Annotated in this window: 18 protein-coding genes and 1 pseudogene; 12 read left to right on the top strand and 7 right to left on the bottom strand. The window is 59.7% G+C overall.

Translation table 11 applies throughout. The annotated features are described in order from the left end of the window. Positions 1 to 125 precede the first annotated feature (125 nt). The 9 genes from C453_RS20090 to C453_RS00245 all read left to right on the top strand — a co-directional run bounded on the left by C453_RS20090 (position 126) and on the right by C453_RS00245 (position 11,835). Positions 126 to 263: a hypothetical protein gene (locus C453_RS20090; RefSeq protein WP_160163374.1), complete on the top strand. Its 138-nt coding sequence runs from the start codon at positions 126 to 128 to the stop codon at positions 261 to 263. Beyond that, positions 260 to 841, top strand: coding sequence for an acyltransferase (locus C453_RS00280; protein ID WP_049907313.1), 582 nt, complete (start codon positions 260 to 262; stop codon positions 839 to 841). Before C453_RS20090 ends, C453_RS00280 begins: the two co-directional genes overlap by 4 nt. Next, complete coding sequence (locus tag C453_RS00275) at positions 838 to 2,226, top strand: nucleotide sugar dehydrogenase (RefSeq protein ID WP_008321962.1); 1,389 nt, start codon at positions 838 to 840, stop codon at positions 2,224 to 2,226. The genes C453_RS00280 and C453_RS00275 overlap by 4 nt, the downstream gene beginning before the upstream one ends. Further along, positions 2,219 to 3,505, top strand: a complete 1,287-nt coding sequence (locus tag C453_RS00270) for a nucleotide sugar dehydrogenase (RefSeq protein WP_008321961.1) — start codon at positions 2,219 to 2,221, stop codon at positions 3,503 to 3,505. Before C453_RS00275 ends, C453_RS00270 begins: the two co-directional genes overlap by 8 nt. Before the next feature lie 10 nt (positions 3,506 to 3,515). Further along, positions 3,516 to 4,541: a DUF354 domain-containing protein gene (locus tag C453_RS00265; protein WP_008321960.1), complete on the top strand. Its 1,026-nt coding sequence runs from the start codon at positions 3,516 to 3,518 to the stop codon at positions 4,539 to 4,541. Positions 4,542 to 4,710: 169 nt separating this feature from the next. After that, on the top strand, positions 4,711 to 5,814 hold the full coding sequence (locus C453_RS00260) for an ATP-grasp domain-containing protein (protein WP_241430632.1): 1,104 nt from the start codon (positions 4,711 to 4,713) through the stop codon (positions 5,812 to 5,814). A gap of 54 nt (positions 5,815 to 5,868) precedes the next feature. Continuing rightward, positions 5,869 to 7,836 carry a DUF2206 domain-containing protein gene (locus tag C453_RS00255; protein WP_049907311.1) on the top strand — a complete coding sequence of 656 codons (1,968 nt, stop codon included), beginning with the start codon at positions 5,869 to 5,871 and terminating at the stop codon, positions 7,834 to 7,836. Positions 7,837 to 8,288: 452 nt separating this feature from the next. Next, positions 8,289 to 10,097: a glutamine--fructose-6-phosphate transaminase (isomerizing) gene (gene glmS, locus C453_RS00250; RefSeq protein WP_008321957.1), complete on the top strand. Its 1,809-nt coding sequence runs from the start codon at positions 8,289 to 8,291 to the stop codon at positions 10,095 to 10,097. Between the two features lie 28 nt (positions 10,098 to 10,125). After that, entirely contained in the window at positions 10,126 to 11,835 is a 1,710-nt protein-coding gene (locus C453_RS00245; protein ID WP_008321956.1) for an asparagine synthase-related protein, read from the top strand. Between the two features lie 86 nt (positions 11,836 to 11,921). Here C453_RS00245 and glmU read toward each other — a convergent pair whose 3' ends face one another. The 3 genes from glmU to glmM all read right to left on the bottom strand — a co-directional run bounded on the left by glmU (position 11,922) and on the right by glmM (position 16,050). Beyond that, the gene (gene glmU / locus C453_RS00240) at positions 11,922 to 13,103 is read right to left on the bottom strand and encodes a bifunctional sugar-1-phosphate nucleotidylyltransferase/acetyltransferase (protein WP_008321955.1); all 1,182 of its coding nucleotides are present in this window, start codon (positions 13,101 to 13,103) and stop codon (positions 11,922 to 11,924) included. A 103-nt stretch (positions 13,104 to 13,206) separates the two neighbouring features. Then, the gene (locus tag C453_RS00235) at positions 13,207 to 14,574 is read right to left on the bottom strand and encodes a M14 family metallopeptidase (protein WP_049907309.1); all 1,368 of its coding nucleotides are present in this window, start codon (positions 14,572 to 14,574) and stop codon (positions 13,207 to 13,209) included. A gap of 150 nt (positions 14,575 to 14,724) precedes the next feature. Further along, positions 14,725 to 16,050 carry a phosphoglucosamine mutase gene (glmM, locus tag C453_RS00230; RefSeq protein WP_008321953.1) on the bottom strand — a complete coding sequence of 442 codons (1,326 nt, stop codon included), beginning with the start codon at positions 16,048 to 16,050 and terminating at the stop codon, positions 14,725 to 14,727. 332 nt (positions 16,051 to 16,382) lie between these two features. Between glmM and C453_RS00225 the strand changes: the two genes are divergently transcribed. After that, positions 16,383 to 16,670, top strand: a complete 288-nt coding sequence (locus C453_RS00225; protein ID WP_008321952.1) for a PadR family transcriptional regulator — start codon at positions 16,383 to 16,385, stop codon at positions 16,668 to 16,670. A gap of 117 nt (positions 16,671 to 16,787) precedes the next feature. Next, complete coding sequence (locus C453_RS00220; protein WP_008321951.1) at positions 16,788 to 17,873, top strand: rhodanese-like domain-containing protein; 1,086 nt, start codon at positions 16,788 to 16,790, stop codon at positions 17,871 to 17,873. Positions 17,874 to 17,929: 56 nt separating this feature from the next. Here the strand turns inward: C453_RS00220 and C453_RS00215 are convergent, their stop codons facing one another. The 4 genes and pseudogenes from C453_RS00215 to C453_RS19325 all read right to left on the bottom strand — a co-directional run bounded on the left by C453_RS00215 (position 17,930) and on the right by C453_RS19325 (position 21,367). Continuing rightward, positions 17,930 to 18,253: a t-RNA-binding domain-containing protein gene (locus C453_RS00215; RefSeq protein WP_008321950.1), complete on the bottom strand. Its 324-nt coding sequence runs from the start codon at positions 18,251 to 18,253 to the stop codon at positions 17,930 to 17,932. A gap of 645 nt (positions 18,254 to 18,898) precedes the next feature. Then, the gene (locus C453_RS19725; RefSeq protein WP_139198498.1) at positions 18,899 to 19,231 is read right to left on the bottom strand and encodes a hypothetical protein; all 333 of its coding nucleotides are present in this window, start codon (positions 19,229 to 19,231) and stop codon (positions 18,899 to 18,901) included. A 315-nt stretch (positions 19,232 to 19,546) separates the two neighbouring features. After that, a pseudogene (locus C453_RS21060) lies at positions 19,547 to 19,623 on the bottom strand (IS6 family transposase); the annotation flags it as partial. A 478-nt stretch (positions 19,624 to 20,101) separates the two neighbouring features. Then, the gene (locus C453_RS19325) at positions 20,102 to 21,367 is read right to left on the bottom strand and encodes a C39 family peptidase (RefSeq protein WP_083881549.1); all 1,266 of its coding nucleotides are present in this window, start codon (positions 21,365 to 21,367) and stop codon (positions 20,102 to 20,104) included. A 253-nt stretch (positions 21,368 to 21,620) separates the two neighbouring features. Here C453_RS19325 and C453_RS00205 point away from each other — a divergent pair, with 253 nt between their 5' ends. Further along, complete coding sequence (locus tag C453_RS00205; protein WP_008321948.1) at positions 21,621 to 21,866, top strand: hypothetical protein; 246 nt, start codon at positions 21,621 to 21,623, stop codon at positions 21,864 to 21,866. Positions 21,867 to 22,134 lie beyond the last annotated feature (268 nt).

The raw sequence follows: 22,134 nt of genomic DNA, 5'->3' as shown, positions 1-22,134 counted from the left end.
CACTATCGAGTCCCAAATATCGCGCGACCGTGGGTGGCCAGCCACCTTATCCGCCCGATAATAATGGCCGTTTCGCGTGACCTGAATTTCGAATCGCGGGCCACGGCGGTCCGCGGAGGTAACTTATGCGCACGAAAACCAAACTTGCCGCGATACTCGTTGCACTGCTCGTCGTCGTCACCACGCTCCGTTCGACCGGGAGTAGTAGTCTGCCCAGAGACGAGGACGAAGACGAAGCGCTTGCGAGTTCGACGTCTGCATGAGGATGTACGTCACGGGAGCTGGATGTGATATCGACGACGACGTCACTATCGGGTACGCTGCAGGTGATGACCCGGACCAGACTGTCATCGGCGACGACGCCCGCATTCGCTCGGGGACGATAATCTACAGCGACGTGAACATTGGTGATGGGTTCATCACGGGCCACGACGCGCTCGTCCGAGAAGACACCGAAATCGGTGACGACGTGGTCGTCGGAACCAAGACCGTTATCGATGGAACGTCCGTCATCGGGTCCAATGTGAGCCTCCAGAGTCGAGTCTACGTTCCGACCAACACCACCATCGGAAGCAACGTCTTCGTCGGTCCCGGTGCAGTTCTGACGAACGACCCGTACCCAGTTCGACAGGACGTCGAGATGACTGGCCCGACCCTCGAAGACGGAGCCTCTATCGGCGGGAACGCGACGGTTCTCCCCGACGTAACTGTCGGAGCGGACGCGTTCGTCGCCGCCGGAGCCATCGTCACCGAGGACGTTCCACCCGAGACACTCGCAGTTGGAGCGCCCGCTGAACACCGCCCACTCCCACCGAAGTTACAGGGAGAAAATTCGATATGAGTTCGAACGTCTCCGCCACACGCCTGTACGGTTCCACCCGCCCCGAAGATGAACAGATTACTGCCCTCACCTCCGGTGACGTTCCCGTTGGCGTCTACGGACTCGGTAAGATGGGTCTGCCACTCGCCGCCGTGTACGCCGAAACGACCGGCAACGTGACGGGTGCCGACATCGACCCTGACGTAGTCGAGGGAATCAACGCCGGGCGAAGCCACATCGTCGGCGAACCCGGCCTCGACGAACTCGTCGGCGAACTCGTCGAAGACGACGCGCTCGCGGCGGCTACCGAGCCACGCGACGTTGCCGCCGAAGCGGGTATCCACGTCGTCATCGTCCCGACGCTCGTCGACGACGGAGGGCATCCAGACCTCTCGGTCATCGAAGCCGTCACCAACGACATCGCGTCAGGACTCGACGAGGGCGACCTCGTCATCTTCGAGTCGACGCTTCCGCCCCGGACGTGTCGTGACGTTCTCCTGCCGACGCTCGAAGCCGAGAGCGGCCTCTCACTCGGCGAGTTCGGTCTCGCGTTCTGCCCAGAACGAACTGCCTCCGGTCGCGCCCTCAAGGATATTCGGGGCGCATACCCGAAGGTCGTCGGCGGTGCCGACGAAGAGAGCACCCGCGCTGCGGCGCTCGTCTACGACCAGATTTCCTCGAACGAGGTTATCACTGTCTCGGACACGACGACAGCAGAGGCTGTCAAGGTGTTCGAAGGCGTCTACCGCGACGTCAACATCGCGCTCGCGAACGAACTGGCCACCCACGCCGACGAGTTCGAAATCGACGTGACCGAGGCAATCGACGTGGCCAACACCCAACCGTTCTGTGAGCTACACACGCCGGGTGCTGGCGTCGGCGGGCACTGTATCCCCTACTACCCGCAGTTCCTCATCAACGAGTTCGAGACCGACGCACCCCTCATGCAGACCGCACGGGACGTAAACGACGGGATGCCGCACGTTACGGCCCAGTCGGCACTCGACGAACTGCAGACACTGGGTGTCGACCCCGAAGACGCCTCTGTCCTCGTCCTCGGACTGACCTATCGCGCCGGTGTGAAAGAGATTCGAAAAGCGCCAGCGCTCCCCATCGTCGAGCACCTCGCAGAGGTGGGTGTGGACGTGCTCGCGACCGACCCAATTCTCGACGACACGAGCGCCTTCGAGGACGCGGGTGCGACTATCGTCGACGATGTCGATACGGACGACCTGACGGTCGATGCCGTCGTTCTCGTGACAGCCCACGAGGCGTTCGAGGATATCGATATTCCGGCACTCAGCCACGAGTCACGTCCCGTCGTCTTCGTCGACGGACGACAGGCCGCAACTACGTACCGAGACCACGAAAACGTCGTCTACGAAGGAATCGGTCTCCATGACTGAGACAGTCTGTATCGTCGGACTCGGATACGTGGGCCTGCCGCTGGCCATCGAGTTCGACCGCGTCGGAAAGTCTGTCATCGGCTACGACGTCGACCAATCGAAGGTCGACGCGCTCGACGCCGGGACCGACCCAACTGGAGACGTGACCGACGAGGGCGTCTCGGAGTCCGACGTGCTGTTCACCACGGACCCGGCGCACATCTCTGATGCCGACTTCGTCATCGTGACGGTCCCAACACCGGTCGACAGCATGGAGAACCCCGACCTCCAGTTCGTCGAGTCGGCCGGTGAGACTATCGGCGAGTACATCTCGCCCGGAACCACCGTCGTCCTCGAATCGACCGTCTACCCGGGTGCGACCGAGTCCGTGCTCGTTCCCGCACTCGAATCGACGTCACCGTTCACTGTCGGCGAAGACATATTCGTCGGGTACTCGCCAGAACGCGCCTCGCCCGGTGACACCGGTCGTGGCGTCCGCGACGTGGTCAAGGTCGTCGGCGCGAACACCGACGACGTTCGCGAGGACCTCGCAACCCTCTACGAGAGTGTCGTCGATGCGGGTATCCACCGCGCACCGGACATCGAGACGGCCGAGGCGTCGAAAGTTATCGAGAACGTCCAACGCGACATGAACATCGCACTGGTCAACGAACTGGCCATCGCGTGCGACCACATGGACCTCTCGACGTCGGACGTGCTCGAAGCGGCAGGCACCAAGTGGAACTTCCACGACGGGTACTCGCCGGGATTCGTCGGTGGCCACTGCATCCCTGTCGACCCGTTTTACCTCACGTACCGGTCCAAGCGCGAGGGCTTCTCACCGAAGCTCGTGTTGCAGGCCCGTGAAATCAACGAGTACGTCCCCGTCCACGCCGCCCGAAAGACGGTCAAGACCATCAACGACTCGGGCCGCGTGCTGAACGAGACGCGATTGCTCGTGCTCGGACTCGCCTACAAGCCCGGTGTGGGTGATATCCGAAGTTCGGAAGTCGATACGATGGTGCAGAAACTCCAAGAGTTCGACATCGACTGTGTCGGCTACGACCCGCACGCTGACCCGGCGGAGTCCCGAGAGGTCTTCGGTATCGACGTGGTCGAAACCGTCGATTTCGAGGCGTACGACGGCGTCGTCGTCGCCACCGGACACGAGGAGTTCGTCGACTACGACCTCGGAGAGATGGCCGACGCGCTCGGGACCGACCCGGTGATGATCGACGTCGCGGACGTCTTCGACGGCGAGAACGCCACCAACTACGGCTTCCAGTACGCTCAGTTGTGAGACACTGACAATGGACATCCTCATCACGATTCAGCATCCTGCTCACGTCCACTTCTTCAAACACGCAATCGAGGAACTCGACGCCCGCGGCCACGAGGTTCACGTTCGGGCGCTCGACAAGGACGTGGCGCTGTCGCTGCTCGACGAGTACGACATCGACTACGACGTCCTCGGGTCTCGTGGCGGGTCGCTGCCGCGCGTCGCGCTGTCCACGCTCGCAATCGAGTACCGGCTCTACCGTGACGCGAAAGCCATCGACCCGGACGTGATTGCGGCTATCGGCGGCTTCGAAGCGTCGCACGTCGCCCAACTCGTCGACGCACGGTGTGTCGTCTTCACCGACACGGAGCACGCGACGCTGTCGAACACGTTGACGTTCCCCTTCGCCGACGAAATCGTGACGCCCGACTGCTACCACGACGACGCGGGGCCGAACCACTATCAGTACCCGAGTTATCACGAGTTGGCGTACCTCCACCCGGACCAGTTCGAACCCGATCCGTCGGCCCTCGACGACCTCCCGGTCGACCCGGACGACACGTACGCCGTCCTCCGGTTGGTCAGTTGGGGTGCAGCACACGACATCGGCGACGAAGGACTCGACAGTCTGTCTGCGTTAGTCGAACAAATCGAAGACACGGGGGCAGAAGTCCTCGTCTCAGCCGAAGACGACGCGCTACCTCCGGAACTCGATGGCTATGGGATGAACATCGAGCCGCACCTCATCCATCACGTGCTCGCCTTTGCCGACCTCTTCGTCGGGGAAAGCGGGACGATGGCGTCAGAGAGCGCGGTGCTCGGAACGCCGACTGTGTACGTCCACAGCGCGAATCCCGGACTCATGCGTGACCTCGATTCGTTCGACCTGCTGTTCGGCTTCCACGGCGAGCGACGAAACGAACACGCAGCGAAGCAGGCGGTGAAAATCCTCGAATCGCCCGGTATCGACTGGGACGGGCGTCGGCGCGCACTACTCGGGCAGAAAGTCGATGCGACGGACGTTGTCGTCCAGCGCATCCTGGCGACTGCCGGGTAGCGTCTCCTAGCGACCGCCGGGGAGCATCTCCTGGTTACTTCCGGGGAGCGTCCCCTGACGATTGTCGGGTCGCGGATTCTCGCGACGTTCTGCAATTGCACCGAGTTTCGTTGTCTCACGCTTCTTATCGACTATATAATAAGGACCCTCCGGGGACCCACATCTGCCGATGACACTGCTGGATACCACTCGGCCTTCGAGTCGGGACGACGGCGTGACCGTGCTGGTGACCGGCGTGGGATACCCCGCCACGTCGGGCATCATCAGTGTACTCCGCCAGACCGACGCGTTCGACGCCCGTATCGTCGGTGTCGATACCGACCCAGATGCGTGCGGATTTCGTCTCGTCGATACGGCGGCTACTGTACCGACGGCCGATAGCGGCGAGTTCATCCCGACTGTAGCGGAGATTGCTCGTCGCGAGGGAGTCGATGTCTTGCTTCCACTCGTCGCATCGGAACTACGACCGCTCTCAGAGGCCACAGACACCTTCGAAGAACTCGGAGTCGAAGTGATGGTCTCCGACCCGGACACGCTCGCTGTTGCGTGCGATAGCGGGGAACTCTATGGCGCACTCGTCAAGCAGTGTCTCCCAATCACGCCTGAGTTTTACCGCGTCTCGACGTCCAAAGAGTTCATCGACGCAGTCTACGCACTCGGCTATCCCACTCGGAGCGTCTGCTTCAAGCCACCAGTCGAAAGCGAGATGCGCGGGCTTCGAATTCTCGACCCAGACGCCGACCAGACAGATACCGTGGCGGAGAAGACGCCCAGCAGTCTCGTGACAACCCTAGACGACGCTTTCCCAGTCCTCGAAGAGACGGCCGAGTTTCCGAACCTCGTCGTGACGGAATACCTGCCCGGTAAGGAGTACTGTGTCGACGTGCTCGCCGGAGCGGACGACGTTCCAGTGGCGGTTTCGCGCACTCACGATGAGACCAGCGACCGAGAACGCTTCGAGAGCACCATCGAGGAGTGCCCGAGCCTCATCCGGTATGCGCGAGAACTCAGTTCGGCACTCGGCATCGAATACAACGCCACGTTTCGATTCAAGCAGGACGCCACCGGGCACCCGAAACTCTTCGAACTCAGTCCCCGTGTCTCTAGGTCTAGTTCAGCCTGCATCGACGCAGGGGTCAATATGCCGGCGCTCGGTGTCCAGTACGCCCTCGGACAGGACCTCCCCGAGGTTGACATCGAATGGGGCGTCCACGCGACGCAAAACTATCAGGACGTGCTCTCCACCAGCGGCAGAGAGACGACGACAATCTAATTGCAGTCCCGAGTCGGCATCGAACGCCGATTCGGGCGCGCGTATTCGTTACATATGAACCTACTCTCATCACTATACGGTCGATTGCAACAGGCAGAGCTCGACGTACTCACGGCAGTCGTTGGTCTCGTACTCGCCATCGGACTGTTCCCACTGCGGTTCCTGTCGTCACAGATTTTCATCGTGACGCTGCCGCTCATACTAGGGACGGGATGTGTACTGTATCTGCTCGCAGCCCGAGGGACAGGAACGACAACTGGTCTTCCAACACTGGCACCATCAATCAGTAGACTCCTGTCTGCTGGGATTTTCTTGGGGCTGGCCGCGATACTCGTCATCGCCGTCAAGCAAGGCGAACGGAGTGTCCTCTTCCTGCAAGTCGGTGGGGTAGTCGGTGCCGTGCTGCTCGGCCAGATACTCCTCTCACCGGCCGAAGAACTCCGCCCGAGCGTGTTCCTCACCCAAATCCTCGTGTACTCGTTCGTCGTCCGATTCGCTGCGCTCTACACGACGACTGGGTACATCGGAATCGACATCTGGTCGCACACGACGTTCGTCCAGATGGTACTCGAAGCGGATTCGCTGGCTGCAATCAGCGACGTCAAGTACTACGCCTCGCCGCTTTTCCACCTTGTCACGGCCGCGGCGACGAACCTGCTCGACGTGTCGCTTCGGAACGGGTTGTACCTCTCTCTCGGTGTCGTGATGCCGCTCATCCCGCTTTTCGTCTACGGGACTGCGCGGCTCCTCGTCCCGCTTCGCTGGGCACTCGTCGCGACCACGCTCTACGCGATGGGCGACCAGGTGGTCCGCTGGGGGATGCATCTCATCCCGACGAGTATGGGGCTGGTGTTCTTCCTCGCATGTCTCTACAGCCTCGTCCGAATCACGCACGCGAGCGAACGATGGCGTGACTTCGGACTGCTCGTGCTGTTCAGCACCGCCGTCATCCTCACCCACCAGGTGTCGTCGTTCATCATGTTGGTGCTTCTCATCTCGGGCTTCCTCGCTCAAATTCTCCTCCGATTCGACTTCTTCACCGAGAATCCCGACCCCCTCTCGTTTACAGGTGGTGGGTCGAATCCAGTGAATCTCGCAGGACTCGTGGTGTTCAACCTCGGGCTCATCGTGTTTACGTGGTCGTTGACTCCGTACAAGGGAGATACCTTCCTCGAGACGGTGCTCAGTTACTTCTACGTGAACTTGTTCAACGCCGGGTTTTTGACTGGAGTCAGTGGAAGTGGTGGCTCGACCGGTGCATCCGGCACGACCGGGAGCGCCGGGCCGACGTTCCTCTCACAGGTATCGACGTACGTCACCGAAGCGGGGTTCCTGCTACTGCTCTTCGCCGGTGTCATTGGCTGTCTCACGGTACTCAAGCGGTCGCGGTCGAACCAGACGACGTACACCTTCGTCGGGAGTATCGTCACGATGCTGTTCGTCGTGCTCGGCCTCCCGCTTTTCGGAATCGAGAGTTTCGTCCCGGGCCGATGGGTCGGGTTCCTCTACGCCCTGCTCGCTATCGTCGGCGTCGTCGGATTTCGGCACCTCGCCAACCGAACCACACTCAAGGTCATCGGCGTCGTCTTACTCCTCTTCACACTGGTCTACCCGAACGTCATGATTATGTCGAACGACGGGGCGATGGACAGTCCAGTGTTCACCGACCAGCACGAACGCCTCTCGTACACTGACCAAGAACTCGCCGCAGTAGAGACGTTCAGCTCGGCTCGCCCGACTGGTGAAGGCGGTGAACTGTACACCGACCTCCCGTACGGAACGGTGTGGGAGCGAACAGATGCCTACCCTGCCGAACCGCTGCCCACAAGCGACGGCAAACCGATGCCACAGGGAATCACGGCGTATCGGTCGTACCAATCCGAAAGCGCGTCGTACTTCGAGCGGAATCAGACCGAGTCGGTTCGGAATCTGAATCCATCGAAGACCGAGGTGTGTCCGGGGGCGACGAACTACGTCTACTCGAACGGCCACGTCACGATTTGTACGCGTCCGGTCCCCTGACCGAGACCGTCAGTTCGCCGGGCGTGGTTCTGTTTCGACTACCCAGCGCACCCACAAAGCGCGACGAAGGTGCTCCTCGCCCGCGACACACCAAACACGTGCTGTGACGGTATTTTATCAGTACTGTAAGCCGTCCTTCGACTGTTTCCAGGGAGCGTAAAGTGTGAAAATCAGGGGGTCTACGAGCACGCACTGCCAAATGTGTGTCTCGTCCGACTCGTCGCGAATTCGCCAGGTTTCGGCGTCGAAGCCGCGGCTTAGCGCGTCTATAGTAATGGGACTTTCAGCACATGGGGGTTTGCAAGGGCAACCTCTCGCCCACTGGCACCCCGAAACCATGATACGTCGGACCCAACACTCGAACGAGACGACAGCAATCGAACCGCGCCATTCGACGCCCTCGGTTACGCACGACAGTCGAGACGCCGACACCCACATGGCGGTGTTCTGAAATGTGTGGAATCATCGCGCACGTCGGCGCTGACCGCGCTCTCGGTCCGCTCGTGACCGGGCTCGAAAAGCTCGAATACCGCGGCTACGACTCGGCTGGGGTCGCAGTCAAAAACGGGAACGGACTCGACGTCTGGAAGTGCTCGGGTCAGGTCTCGGAACTCAAAGACACCATCGACACCGTCGAGAGCAGTGCGACGCTCGGCATCGGCCACACCCGGTGGAGTACGCACGGACCGCCGAGCGACGAGAACGCACACCCCCACACCGACGAGAGCGACCGCGTCGCGGTCGTTCACAACGGTATCATCGAGAACTACGAGTCTATCAAGCAGATACTGCTCTCTGAGGGCTACGAGTTCACGAGCGACACCGACACAGAGGTCATTCCGAACCTCATCGCGTACTACCTCGACCGAGGGAACGAACCGCTCGCTGCGTTCAAGCACACGGTCACAGACCTCGAAGGGAGTTACGCAATCGCCGTGGTCGTCGACGAAAACGACTCCATCTTCGCTGCCCGACAGGGGTCGCCGCTCGTCCTCGGCGTCGAGGAAGACGGCTACTACCTGGCGAGCGACGTGCCGGCGTTCCTCGATTACACCGACACCGTGGTCTACCTCGAAGACGGTGACACCGTCGAGGTTCGCACTGACGGCGTCGACATCGTCGACGAGAACGACGAGCACGTCCAGCGCGAGGTACAAGAGGTCGACTGGCAACCCGATGAGACCGGCAAGGGCCAGTACGACCACTTCATGCTCAAGGAGATTCACACCCAACCGACGTCGCTGCAGAAGACCATCGAGGGACGAATCGACGCCGACGAGCACGTGACCGACCTCGACGTGGATTTGGACCTCACCGGTATCGACACCGTTCACCTCGTCGGGTGCGGAACCTCGTACCACGCCGCCCTCTTCGGGTCGGGCATCTTGAACCGGTGTGACGTGTCGGCGCGTGCGATTCGCGCCAGCGAATACGACGTCAACACCGGAACGCCGCCGGAGAACACACTGTTCGTCGCAGTAACCCAGAGCGGCGAGACGGCCGACACACTCCAAGCACTGCGGCAGGCAAACGACGTGGGAGCCTCGACGCTCGCCGTGACGAACGTCGTGCAGTCGACCGTCGCACGCGAAGCGGACGAACCACTCTACATCCGTGCCGGTCCCGAAATCGGCGTCGCCGCGACGAAGACGTTCTCCTCGCAAGCGGTGATGCTCACGATGCTCAGCCAGCACATCGCTCGCGTCAACGAGACGGCGACCCGCGTGAACAACGTCGGGCAACTGCTTTCGGACCTGCGAGCGCTCCCCAGCGCTGTCGATAGAATCCTCCAGTCGAGCGACGCCGCCGACCTGGCTCAGGAACATCTCGACAAGAGCGCGTACTTCTTTATCGGCCGCGGACTCGGCTGTTCGGTCGCCAAGGAGGGGGCGCTCAAGTTCAAGGAGATCACCTACGAACACGCTGAAGGATTCGCATCGGGCGAACTCAAGCACGGCCCGCTCGCGCTCGTCACCGACCGGACGCCGGTGTTCGCAGTCTGTGCTGACGACTGCGACAAGACGGTGACGAACGCCAAAGAGGCCCAGACGCGCGGCGCACCGATTGTCGCCGTCTCGCCACCGAACCACAAAATCGTGGATACGGCCGACGCGCACCTCTCGGTCCCCGACATGCATCCCGTCTGTTCGAACCTCCTGGCGAACGTCCAGTTGCAGTTGCTCTCGTACTACTGTGCGACCGAACTCGACCGCGCGATAGACAAGCCACGGAACCTTGCAAAGAGCGTCACCGTCGAATGAACTCGACCGAATATCGAATCTCCGAACGATGAACAAAGAACTGTTTGGCGTCCTCGAAGACGACGGCGCGTTCGACGAACTCGCCTCACGGTCGAGTTTCGACTGGGTCGGTGCGGGTGAAAACGCGACGGTCGCGATTCGCGACCCTGCGCTTGGCTTCCCCGGTCGGTCGGCGACCTACAGCGACGAGCGAGGCTACTGCGTCCTCTGGGGTGAGGTCTTCCCCCCGGACGACGTTTCGACCCCGGTCGCCGAGTACACACTCGACCGATACGAAGAAATCGGCCGCGATGCGTTCTCGGAACTCAATGGGTCGTTCCTCGTGTTCGTCGAACTGGACGGCGACGCAATCGTTGCGACCGACCCGATTCGAACGTGGCAGTGTTTCTACGCCGACACGCCGAGGGGTCGTGTCTTCGGAACGAACCCGAGACGAGTCGTCTCTGCGGTTCCGCACACGGACGTCGACACACGTGGGTTGCTCGAATACGTCCACATGGGGGTCGTCGTCGACGAACGAACCGTCTTCGACCAACTCAACGCCGTCCCGTTCGACGGCTTCCTGACCACCGACGAGGCTGGAACCCTGTCTCGGTTCATCTACGACCCGGCAGGCCCCGACGAATTCGACTACGTGGACGAACTCGCAGCACGGCTCGAACGTGCCATCACCCGTCGGTCGAACTATCCGGGGAAACAGGGAGTCCTCCTGAGCGGCGGCTACGATTCGCGGACAATCGTCGCGCAGCATCCCGGTATCGACGTGTGTTACACACTCGGGACGCCGGACCATCCAGAAGTCGTCGTCGCCCGGAACATCGCGAACCAGTACGGCGCGGACCACGAGACACTCGTCGCGAACGAGGACTATCTCAACGTCGACGAGAGCGTCATCAAGTACTGCCTCGGGACGCGAGAATCAGTCCACGTCCACCACGCGGGGTGCGATGGGAAGCTCGACGCCGACACCGTCTTCCACGGCCTGTTCTTCGACACGCTCCTTCGGGGGCACTTTCTCCCCCGGAACGTCGTCGACATCTTGGGGAACAAGTTCCCGCTTCAGGGTCTCGACCCGAACCCCGACCCGACCAAGGTGCTGTCGTCGAAGTTCGGCTATCACCCGGCGTGTGACCACGTCTTCCCCGAGTGTTACGACGAGTTCGACACGAGCATGGGGTTCATCGACGAGGTCGTCCACGAGCAACTCGACAAGTGGTCGAACCGCTACGACAACATCTACGACAGCATCGCACTCGTCGGAATCCAGAACCAGCCGACGCTTCCGTTCCACTTCGAGCTCTCCGACAACTACATCGAGTCGTTCGTCGCGGCCGACGCCGAACTCATCGACTGGCACCTGAAGACGCCGCCCGAAGAGCGGAACACGGAGACGATGAAGGAGGCCATGCGGAAGCTGAACCCAGACATCTTCCGACATCGCCCGCCTGACCGTCCGCACCACTCCTTCAGGAAGAACCAGATAGAGAAGTTCCTGCGACGGAAACTCCCCGGTATCGAGCCGTTCAGCACGCCGTGGCCGGACATGGACGCCCAGTACGCAGAGAACGAACTCGACCGCAAACTCTTCCCTGGGTACCCCAGAATCCACGAACTCCCGGTCAGAGTCAAACTCCGCATCAACGACATCACGACGTGGATGAACTCCGCCGTCGATACGTCGCTCCTGACGCCGAACGACGTGCTCTGTCCACCGGAGCAACTTCTCTCGAACCTCTAACCCAGCCGGGCTGTTTCTGCGCCGACGGGAGTTCGGGGTCCGACCGGACAACTACTTCGAGAAGAATCTACTACGGTAAAACGACCTTAGCGGTCCTGATAGATGGCTTCTCCGGGTTTCGTTCGTGCACCCGATGACAGTTTCACGCCAGGGTCGAGCGAGGTGTTGATTCCCGTCTTGACACCGTCGCCGACGATGGCACCGAGCTTCTTCCGACCAGTCGGAACATCGTCGCCTTTCACTGTCATCGACACGACATCGCCGTCGTGACGAAGGTTTGCGGCGTTCGTTCCAGCACCGAAGTTCACGTCACGCCCGACGACGCTGTCACCGACGTACGAGAGATGGCCGACAGTGGTCCGTTCGAGGAGCACGCTGTTTTTCACTTCGACGGCGTGTCCGACGTACACGTCGGGTGCGACGTACGTGCAGCCCCGAATGTAGGCGTTCGGCCCGACGGTCGCACCCTCGGAGATGTACGCTGGTCCTTCGACGACGCTCCCATCGCGGATGGTGGCTCCCTCTTCGACGACGACGCTCCCCTGGATGGTTGCGTTCCCGCTGACGTCGCCCTCAACGCGGCGTTCCACAGTTCCGAGTTTCCACTCGTTCGCTTCGAGGAGTTCCCACGGTCGGCCGACGTCCATCCATCGACTGAGAGTGACAGGAGTGACGGTGAACTCCGCGATGACTCGGTCGAGGACGTCGGTGAGTTCACGCTCACCGCGCTCGCTCAGCGGGACATCGAGCATGTCGCGCGCGTCCTCGGGGAAGACGTACGCACCGCCGTTTACGAGGTCATTCTGTGGCGCATCGGGTTTCTCCATAATTTCCGCGACTGCACCGTCTTCGACGCTCAACACACCGTAGTTCGAGGGGTTGGGAACGCGGAACGAAGCGATACTGGGCGCTTCCTCGAACAGTCGCGAGATTCCCTCGGGGTCGTAGAGGTTGTCTCCGTAGAGAACCGCGAACGGGCCGTCGATGTGGTCGCTCGTCGCTCGGACGGCGTCAGCAGTTCCCTGCTGTTCGTCCTGGACGACGTAGGAGACTGGGACTCCCTGATAGGATTCCCCGAAGAACTCCCGAACGGTCTGTTCACCGTAGCCGACGACGAACACGAGTTCGTCGGCACCGGCTTCGACCGCGGCGTCGGCCGTGTGGGCCGCAATTGGACGCCCCACAACCGACAGCATCGGCTTCGGAACCTCGTTCGACAGGGGCTGCATTCGAGTGCCTTTGCCGGCAGCGAGTACGATAGCCTGCATGGACTGACGTAGTCGAACGAACGGCCTTATTATACGCAATATAAGCGGCTGGGACGGTAGAAAACCCGACTGTTGGAGAATTTAGGACCGTCGTAGGTGCGGTTCATCCGAGGAGGACGTCGTGTCGCCACAGCAGGTCGCGGGCGAGAGCGACCCCCCACATGACCGCATCTTCGATGTGAGTCTCTTTTCGCGTCGTCTCGACGAGGTATCCCGGGAGGTGCAGGTCGCCGTACACCTTGTGGATGAACAGCGGTCGAGACCCATCGAGCGTGTTTCCGCACTTGAAGTCGTAGTACGACGGGTAGTCAGACAGCTCGATGTAGTGGTCGTTGGCGAGGTCGCAGGCGTCGACCGCGTTCTGTGGGGTCGCACGAGTCGGGAAGATGGCCTGTCCGACTTTTCCGTCGTGCTTGTAGATACCGCTCGAACTGTGGAGGTCGACGACGACATCGGGGTCGTGCGCGAGGAGTTCGTCCCAGATAGCCTGCGCGAGCGTGCTGGTCGGGTCCGACCCGGTGGGGAACTGGCGATTGAGATCGCCGTCTTCGGTGTATCGCGCAGCGATATCGACCGCTGGCCGGTTCGCATGCGGAATCACGACGAGTTTGCCACCGGTCGGGCGGAACCGAGTCATGTGTGCGGCGGCGATGTACCCCTGTGGCTCTTCACCGTGCATCCCGCCGACGACGAACGCCGTGGGACCGGGTTTCCCCGAATCGATGACGTACACGGGCGTCTCGTATTTCGTGTCCGGGAGGAGCGGGTGAATCTCGACACTCCCATCGGAGACTCTGTCGAAGCGCGTCTGGGTCCAGCCCAGGATATCCGCGTAGTTTCCGTGTTTGTGGTCCCGAAGCAGGCGTACTCGGGGCACGTCCGAAATGCCGTACCGAACAGCCTCCTCGGTCGCCGCACGGACGAGACTGTTGTATCGCCCCCTGTACGCGCGGTTTGCAATCTTCGTGATGTTCCGAACGCCCGCCTGGTCCATGGAGGACTCCAGCCGGGCGTGGGTGTAGGTCTTGGTCGTGAAGTTCCAGAACATGAACTCGAAGAACGGCCAGAAGTTCTCCGGTTCGACGTCCCAGACCCCATAGGCGGCACGAGAAGCACGGGCCTCACCCTCGTCGTCGCCGACGAGATAGGAGTCTGGCGACCCGGGCTGGTACGACAGGAACCGGAGTTCGACGTTGAGGTCGCCGGTGAGGACGTACTCGCGAACGATGTCTTCGAGGTTGTGCTGGACGAAGTACTGCGATTCCTCCGAGAGGAGGTTCACGTAGACGACGAGCGTCGGGTTGGTGTCGTTCGTCCCCATCGTCGGGTGGAGACGGTCGCTCAGCGTGGGTGCAGTTCCGACGACTCCCGGGCTGAATCCGGCAGTTGCAGTTCGAGTACCGACCGTGCCCAGTAGGGCGAGTCCGCCAGCGGCAGTCAGTATGTTTCGGCGAGTTGTTCTAGGCTCCATGAATCTTCAATTAGATGTACAATACACTAGAGTGTGAAATTCAGTCTTCATATGGACAGCATTGAAATACCCATGTGTGATATTAGCATTCCATCAGAATGGGTTAGAAGTGCGGAGAACCCGGGTTGAGCGTGGCGGTGCGGGGAGTATCTACACTGAGAGCAACTGTGTCGCCTGTTCGACGACTCCTATCGCCTCGTCGAAGAGGTCGTCCGCATCACTCTCGGTGCGTGCCTCTGCGGTGACGCGGACGAGGGGTTGTGTCCCACTCGCACGGACGAGGAACCAGCCACTGTCAGTTGCGACACGGACGCCATCGCGGTCGTCGATGTCGTCGTACCGCTCGCGAACGAGCGTCTCGACACGTTCGAGGACGCCGGCTTTGTCATTGGTCTCGATGCTTTCGCGCCGGAGGGGATAGGTCTCGATTTCGGAGACAAGCGTGCCTAACGACCCTCGTTTCGAGACGAGTTCGGCGAGCTTACAGGCCGCGAGCGGGCCGTCGGGGCAGGGCGTTTCGCTACTCCAGACCCACGCACCGGAGGGTTCTCCACCGAAGACCACGTCCGGTTCGGCGCACTTCTCGGCGACGAACACGTCACCGACGCGGGTTCGAACGACGTCTGCACCGACCGTCGCGAGTGCGTCGTCGACCGCGAGACTCGTATTTACGGGGACTGCGATTCGGTCGCCTTCAGTGGCCGCTTCCCGCCCGAACAACGCGAGGAGTGTGTCGCCGTCGACGAACGTTCCGTACTCGTCGACCGCCATCATCCGGTCTGCATCGCCGTCGTGGGCGATTCCGAGGTCTGTGCCGGTCAGGGCAACGTGGGTCTGAAGGTCGTGACACGTCTCCGCGGTCGGTTCACTCGGTCGGCTGGGGAACCGCCCGTCGCGCTGTCCATTGAACGTCGTGACCGAACAGCCGAGGTCGGCGAGGACATCTGCGGTGAGTCGTCCGGTTCCGTTTCCGATATCGACGACGACCGAGAGGGACTCTTCCAAGTCGATACTCTCGCGGAGCGCCTGTCGGTGGCGGTCGCCGATGTCTCGGTGTCGTTCGCTGCCGACGCCGTCCCAGGCCGCAAGTTCGTAGTCCGACTCCCGAACACGGCGCTCGATTGCGTTCCGTCTGTCAGTGCCGAACGCACGGCCAGAATTCGTCCATAGCTTCACGCCGTTGTCGGTTGGCGGGTTGTGCGAGGCGGTCACGACGGCGCTGGCGTCGGCGTCGAACCACTCGGCAGCCCGCGCGACAGTCGGTGTCGGGTGTGTTCCGACGCGAATAACGTCAGACCCACATTCGAGAAGCCCGGCCGCGAGTGCATGCTCGAAGACGACGCCACTCTCTCGTGCGTCGCGTCCGACGACGACGCGGTCGTATCCTTCACTCCCGAGCGCACGGCCGATTGCGACTGCAAGTTCCGCTGTGATGTCTTCGCCGACTGTTCCACGGACACCGCTGGTTCCAAACATGGTTCGGACGAAGAACTCCGCATTCCTTACTATGATATCAGTAAGGAGAAGAAACGGGAGGGGAGAGTAGCCCACCCACGCGCAGGGGCAGGCTCCGGCACCCCGACAGCCCCAGTTCGCAGGTCGGCACGTACCGGAGGGGGGACGGTGTGTGTCGACCCACGTCTATGATTTGCAGGCACCACCATTACTATCGGGAGGCTAGAACCGGGGGTCGACAGTGGTTGGGTGGGGAGTAATTGCTCGATAACGATAGTTTCAGAGCTTATAGAGTCCTTTAACCGGGGCAACAATCTGGGTGGTTCATGTGTGACGGACCCGTGTCGGCAACCATGGATGTACACAAATTGACCGCGATTCAACGCGATTTGCTCTTCGTTGTGAGCGGGATGGACGAGTCTTCGGGGCAAGCGATTAAATCGGAACTCGAACAGACCCAGGGGCGAAGTCTCCTTGCGGGGCGGGTCTACACGAATCTGAACGAACTCGTGGACAGTGGTCTCATCGACAAAGGCAGTCGGGATGGCCGGACGAACGAGTATTCCCTCACAGAAGAGGGACGCGAAGCGGTCAGGAATCGTCAGCGCTGGGAAAAACGCTACGTGAGACAAACGGCCTGACGACATCTGTTTCGTGAAAGTGAACTATCAGCATCTGTGCGGGACAATTTCGGCCCCTGAGGGGTGATTTCCTTACTCTAAAAATAATAAACACCAGTTGAGCGCAATGCCCTGTCGATGTCAGAACGACAGTCGAACCGGAGGCGGTTCCTCCAACTGACCGGTGCAGCAACACTCGCAGGACTCGCTGGCTGTTCGGGTGGCGCGGCCGAGCAACGCCAGACGACAGAGGCTACGACGGCGACCGAGACGAATTCGACGACATCGACAGATACGGCAACCGCCACTCCACAGGACCAACAGAAGGGCCCGCGAAAGGGTGACGACCTGCCGAAGGATACCAACCCCGCTGACGGGTATCCACCGGAGTTCGACACCGTGCCGGAAGAGCGGGCAATCGACACGAGTTCGTACGACACGGTCGTCCGCGAGATAGACGAGACGTCCGTCGAAGTTCCACTCGTGCCAATCGAAGACGCCTACTACTGGTATGCGCGAGGAGAAGCCCGATTCGTCGATTCACGCAGCGAGACCAACCACGACGTGTCCCACATCTTCGGCTCGGTCCTCAGTTCCGCACCAGATGGTCGAGCGTACGACCCCACGGAAGACTGGAACAAAGCAGACCGCGTCGTCACCTACTGTCAATGCCCGCACTTCCTGTCTTCCCTTCGCGCGGCAGCACTGCTCAACGCGGGGTTCGAAGAGGTGTACGCTATCGACGAAGGCTACGAGGCCTGGCTCGACCGGGACTACCCACTCGCGGGGAGCGACACCAGCCACACCTACGATGTGCGCACCATCGAGGGGACGACGAGCCAACGTGACGCGAACGGAACGGTCTGGGCGTTCCACCCGCGGACCGGCCAAGTCGAAGCGACCAAAATCGACTCGGATGGGTCGTACACGCTCGAACTTCGGTTCGTCCAAGTGGACGCACAGAGCACGATTCAAATCGAGACGCCGAGTTACGCCATCCAAGCACCACTCGGTGAGGTGACGAGCGGGACGGTCACCGCAGAGACCGGGTCACCAGTGCCGGCGACGAAAACCACCGGAACGAACTCGACGAACTCGACAAACACAACATCCACGTCGGCATCGACGAACACGACGGCGACTGGCGACACCACGGCGACCACCAGCACGGCATCCGACGACGCGACGAGTAGTTTGTCGTACTCGTGGCAGTGGAACAGCTAGGCGCCCACCCGTTGCAGACCAGGGAGAACCGGTGTCGTCAGCTGTAGGGCTCCCGTTCAATAAAGCGCCCCACCGGCCGGTACCTCCTTCTCGGGAGTGACGAGGACGGGATTGCCATCGTCACCAGGGACGCCCACAGTCAACGCCTCGGATTTGAAGCCTGCAATCCGAACTGAACCCAGGTTCGTTGCACAGAGCACCTGCAACCCGACGAGTTCGTCGACGTCGTGATGGTAACCGAGTTGGGCCGCCGATTGAAGCGTCTCGTCGCCGAGGTCCAGCCAGAGTTTGACCATCTTCGGCTTGTTCGTTTCGGGGAACGCCTCCGCTTTCTTGACGGTGGCAACGCGGATTGTTACGTCGAACGGGGATTCGGTCATGAGGAGAGACTACGAACGTCCAATGCGTAAGTTCCACCGGTCACTGCGAGACACGCTGTTCGACTGGATGTGACTGAAACGACACTGACGTCTCGAACGCCCCACTCGACGACGACATGCTACGACTCCGGGGGACTATACTATAGCTAGAAAGTATAGATATGAGATATAGGTATAAATTATAACCTCGTGTCACCCAGTTGAGAGTCGCGCCAGACCACCGATGTCGCGGTGAGAAACGTACAGCGCGCCATCCGCCGTTGCCACGCCGATCCGGTAGGACTCAGGATCGTATTTTGACTATTCGGCGAACGTCGCATCCAGAACTCAACGCTACCAAGGGCAACGTCGAGAACCAGAACCCCAATCCAGAACAGCATGTACCATCCGAAGGGGGTTGGGTCCACCGGCGTGGCTCCAGCCTGAACAGTTTGCCACGTCGAGAAAGCGGTTACCCCCCCAACAGTCCTCCCGTAGCAACAATCGGCGAAAACGTCCGATTCTGAGTATACAGGAAGCCAGGGACGAACCCAACGACGAACAAGGTGACAACCCGGGACGGGAGATGCTCAGGGTATGAGGAGAATTCTATGACACGTTCTGTCCTTTGCTAAATACTAGTTCTGAACAAGACCATCATAAATTTCAGTTAGTGCCAATTTTTCTTTTTCTCATGAGATACAGAAAATCCAATAAATGTGCCATTCCAAGAATAATTGCTAAAAGGAGAAGATTACTAGCTGATACAAATAAATACAAGAAAACACTGACAACACCAACAATAATGAACGCAATGTTTCTGTAATTCGGAATTGCGTTATAAACTGAGGATACTGCGGCCCCAAGAAATACAATCATGTATGCGCTGACAACTACCAATTCTGGAATTTGAACTCCTTCAAACCAGCCCCATGCTACTACTGCCGCCAGCAGTAGAGCAGCAGTCCCAGAGATAATGGTTCGTACTTTTTGCGTCATATTGTTCATAATACGGCTTGGAATAAATGCCTTACTCACGGTGGTGGGGAAATCAGATATTGGCACTGTCTAGTTAAGCCAGTGTGAGGAATGAGCAGGTCATTGAGTTAGTTTGGGACGATGCTCTCAGACCTGCTCAGCGAGTGCTTTGCGACGGATTGAGCAGAAACGTGGGAGCGTGAGCGGTCGGCGAACGCCCTGACGGGCGTCCCCAGAAACCTCTGATCTCTGGTGTCTCGGAAACCAGCGGTTTCCGATGAGTCCGCAGAATCTCTGATTATGCGAGATGCGAACGAGACGCAACGCGTCTCGTCACGTCGCCGTCCGCTCACGCTGCCAACATTCAATCGTAGCAGTGTCTAAAGTCCCTTGAGCAGGTTTGAGAGTAGCATAGGAAACTAACTCTTCGACCTGCTCGTTCCTTATCTAGACGGTGCCCTAGCTACGTCTACACATATGGCAGCTGTGCCCGGTGGCCCCACCAACCCCGTCTTCCTGAAGGGTCGGACTGAACACGTGGTCAGACTCCGAATGCATGGACTGTGACCCATCCAACAACACTCCCAGCCACACAGATGAGGAGTGCAGTCCAGCCCGCTGCACGGGCCGTCCCAATGGTTCGCGCACTCCAATAGCCAGCACCGGCAGCCAACAGCACTGCGAGTGCCGCGATGAGTCGATTATCATACAGCCAAAGTGGGGCAGGGGTAAAAGCGAGGCTTACGAGGACGAAGAGCACCGGGACGAGAACTGTAGCGACACACACAATGCCCACGTATTTTACACTACTGCGGCTGAGGTCACGTGGTCCTGATTGGGGTGGTGTCATAGTGAAAACTTGTTACAGAATGTAGGTTTGGAGGTGTATTGTTAGTGGACGACCCGTGTCCCCCACGTGTTGATGGGCCAGTTTCCGAACTGCATCCTGTGCTCGTTCGTGTTCCAACTGTTGTAATGGATCACATCGAATCCATTGTCACTCTCGTAATAGCCGTGGACGACAACAGTGTGGCCCGTATACGATTTCTCATCGCTCTTCACACCCTTGTTACTCGGAATGTTCAGCATAAATGGCCGCTCAGCGTCGATCTCATTGCGGAACATCTTTTTTGAGAGCCACAGTTCATCATGACCTGTATAGTCATGCTCGACCTCACTGGTTGGATATTTTGTGATCCCCTTACGCGGCATTCGATATCCTGTCCACCCGTCAGGGTCAGTTTCCATCAAGACGTGAAGCCGGTCAGCTATCTCTTCACGTTGCTCAATGTCTGAAACTGAGATACCTTCGTGATACATGAGGATTTGTGCACCTGCGAACGGTGCACACCCGTCCCACTCCTCCCACTTGTCTGGTGTGTTGCCGTAGAGTTCGGGGACGGACGTATCTGCCCCACCCTCGTCGCTACCGGAAAGGGATCCGGAGCCACCGTTAGCATCCCACGGCTCAATGCCATTGACTATCCCGTAGCTACCCTGAATCTGGACATCGCCAGTTGGAATTGTATCTGCTGTCGACCACTGGCTTTCGACACTCTCTCCGTGCTTTTCGACCTCTAATTGAGGTGTCTCAGCCGTCATCCCTTCTTTTAGACCAGTGTTGAGATAGAGTTGTTTTCCAGACTCAAGTTCAACACTGTAGGTTGTTGCTCCTCGGTAGAGGTATGTTCCAGTGGGACGTTCTCCTTGCTGACGTGCCATATTTTTCACGGAGTGCTCATCCAACCCGGGCGGATCAGCAGTACTTGCTTCAAGAACGGGGGACCACTTCTTGCGGGCCGAGATAGTGAGGTAACCTACGGGACTGTGAGAACTGCGGACGGGGAAAACGTAGGCTGTCGGGACGTACTGCTTGCGTGTGTTCAGTTTGATTTTGGTGAAGAACTTCCGTGGCTTCCCAACCGTGGCGCCCTTCCATGACTGATACGCCCGGTGCGCATATCGTTGACGAGCAGCCGTCGCAACTTTCTTGGCTTGTCCAAATGGAACGCGTTCCCCAAATTCCGTAGTTTCAGCCTTCTGCTGGCGCTTGCTTGTTGCTCCGACAGTACCAGCGAACAGAGCCGACCCAGTAGCGATACTTGCGAGATTTCGAAGTACAGTACGACGCTTACTTCCAGGTTTTCGACCTGTCATCGCTTGTCCAATCAAAGCGCTACTTGTTAAATATTCTGAATTATAGAATTGGTAACAAATTTAGCGCTGGAGACACTCCCCAATTCAGCCAGTCTGGGAGGGAATGATTAGTTTAATTGGCCACCCATGTCTCGTGGGGTGCGCCACTTCCAGAGGTCGCCGGTGAGGTGATGTCGAACTCGTTCGAGTCCGCCCGAAGCACGAGCGACTCCTAGACCTCCAAGACCGACTCGAAAGCGGTGAGATTGAAGCGATGGAGCCGTTCGGCCGCGCGATGACGACGGCGTTAGAGAACGCACGATTCGACCCGGCGAGTGGAGAGGCAGTCTGGATCGAGGAGGACTACTGTGCCCCGCCGCTAGCGATGGAGCGTGCCGAAGTGCTTGACGACTACTTCACCGAGATTACGGTCGTCGACGAAGACATCGACGAAGCCGCCGGGTGGCAGCAGATCGACGACCTGCCGGGGTTGTGGGAGCAGATACTCGACCAAACATAACGTTCGACTCGAGGCCTCAATCGCTTGGCTGCGATTTTCTCGGGGCTGAGAGTGGTGCAGCGCTCAGTCCGAGCGCGCGCTACATCCCTGCGCACCGCTCTCGTGGGGAACTACAACCCGACGAATCGCGTCCACAAGCTCTGGGTTCGGAGCTGTCTGTCTGTCCAAGAATAGTCGCAACGCTCATGTGTAGCAGATTGTTGATTTCAGAGAGTCGCTTTGACAGCGTGTTTGAGTGCTTCTCGACCGGGTTTTCTGAAGAGTTCGC

The sequence above is a fragment of the Haloferax elongans ATCC BAA-1513 genome (assembly GCF_000336755.1).
Lineage (GTDB): Archaea > Halobacteriota > Halobacteria > Halobacteriales > Haloferacaceae > Haloferax > Haloferax elongans.
Note: the sequence above shows the minus strand (reverse complement) of the source record. Positions and strands in the feature narration are given on the sequence as shown.

Bases quoted from the DNA above. Each gene is read 5' to 3' on its own strand.
- C453_RS20090 (WP_160163374.1), top strand. From the start codon at position 126: ATGCGCACGAAAACCAAACTTGCCGCGATACTCGTTGCACTGCTCGTC.
- C453_RS00280 (WP_049907313.1), top strand. From the start codon at position 260: ATGAGGATGTACGTCACGGGAGCTGGATGTGATATCGACGACGACGTC.
- C453_RS00275 (WP_008321962.1), top strand. From the start codon at position 838: ATGAGTTCGAACGTCTCCGCCACACGCCTGTACGGTTCCACCCGCCCC.
- C453_RS00270 (WP_008321961.1), top strand. From the start codon at position 2,219: ATGACTGAGACAGTCTGTATCGTCGGACTCGGATACGTGGGCCTGCCG.
- C453_RS00265 (WP_008321960.1), top strand. From the start codon at position 3,516: ATGGACATCCTCATCACGATTCAGCATCCTGCTCACGTCCACTTCTTC.
- C453_RS00260 (WP_241430632.1), top strand. From the start codon at position 4,711: ATGACACTGCTGGATACCACTCGGCCTTCGAGTCGGGACGACGGCGTG.
- C453_RS00255 (WP_049907311.1), top strand. From the start codon at position 5,869: ATGAACCTACTCTCATCACTATACGGTCGATTGCAACAGGCAGAGCTC.
- glmS (WP_008321957.1), top strand. From the start codon at position 8,289: ATGTGTGGAATCATCGCGCACGTCGGCGCTGACCGCGCTCTCGGTCCG.
- C453_RS00245 (WP_008321956.1), top strand. From the start codon at position 10,126: ATGAACAAAGAACTGTTTGGCGTCCTCGAAGACGACGGCGCGTTCGAC.
- glmU (WP_008321955.1), bottom strand. From the start codon at position 13,103: ATGCAGGCTATCGTACTCGCTGCCGGCAAAGGCACTCGAATGCAGCCC.
- C453_RS00235 (WP_049907309.1), bottom strand. From the start codon at position 14,574: ATGGAGCCTAGAACAACTCGCCGAAACATACTGACTGCCGCTGGCGGA.
- glmM (WP_008321953.1), bottom strand. From the start codon at position 16,050: ATGTTTGGAACCAGCGGTGTCCGTGGAACAGTCGGCGAAGACATCACA.
- C453_RS00225 (WP_008321952.1), top strand. From the start codon at position 16,383: ATGGATGTACACAAATTGACCGCGATTCAACGCGATTTGCTCTTCGTT.
- C453_RS00220 (WP_008321951.1), top strand. From the start codon at position 16,788: ATGTCAGAACGACAGTCGAACCGGAGGCGGTTCCTCCAACTGACCGGT.
- C453_RS00215 (WP_008321950.1), bottom strand. From the start codon at position 18,253: ATGACCGAATCCCCGTTCGACGTAACAATCCGCGTTGCCACCGTCAAG.
- C453_RS19725 (WP_139198498.1), bottom strand. From the start codon at position 19,231: ATGACGCAAAAAGTACGAACCATTATCTCTGGGACTGCTGCTCTACTG.
- C453_RS19325 (WP_083881549.1), bottom strand. From the start codon at position 21,367: ATGACAGGTCGAAAACCTGGAAGTAAGCGTCGTACTGTACTTCGAAAT.
- C453_RS00205 (WP_008321948.1), top strand. From the start codon at position 21,621: ATGGAGCCGTTCGGCCGCGCGATGACGACGGCGTTAGAGAACGCACGA.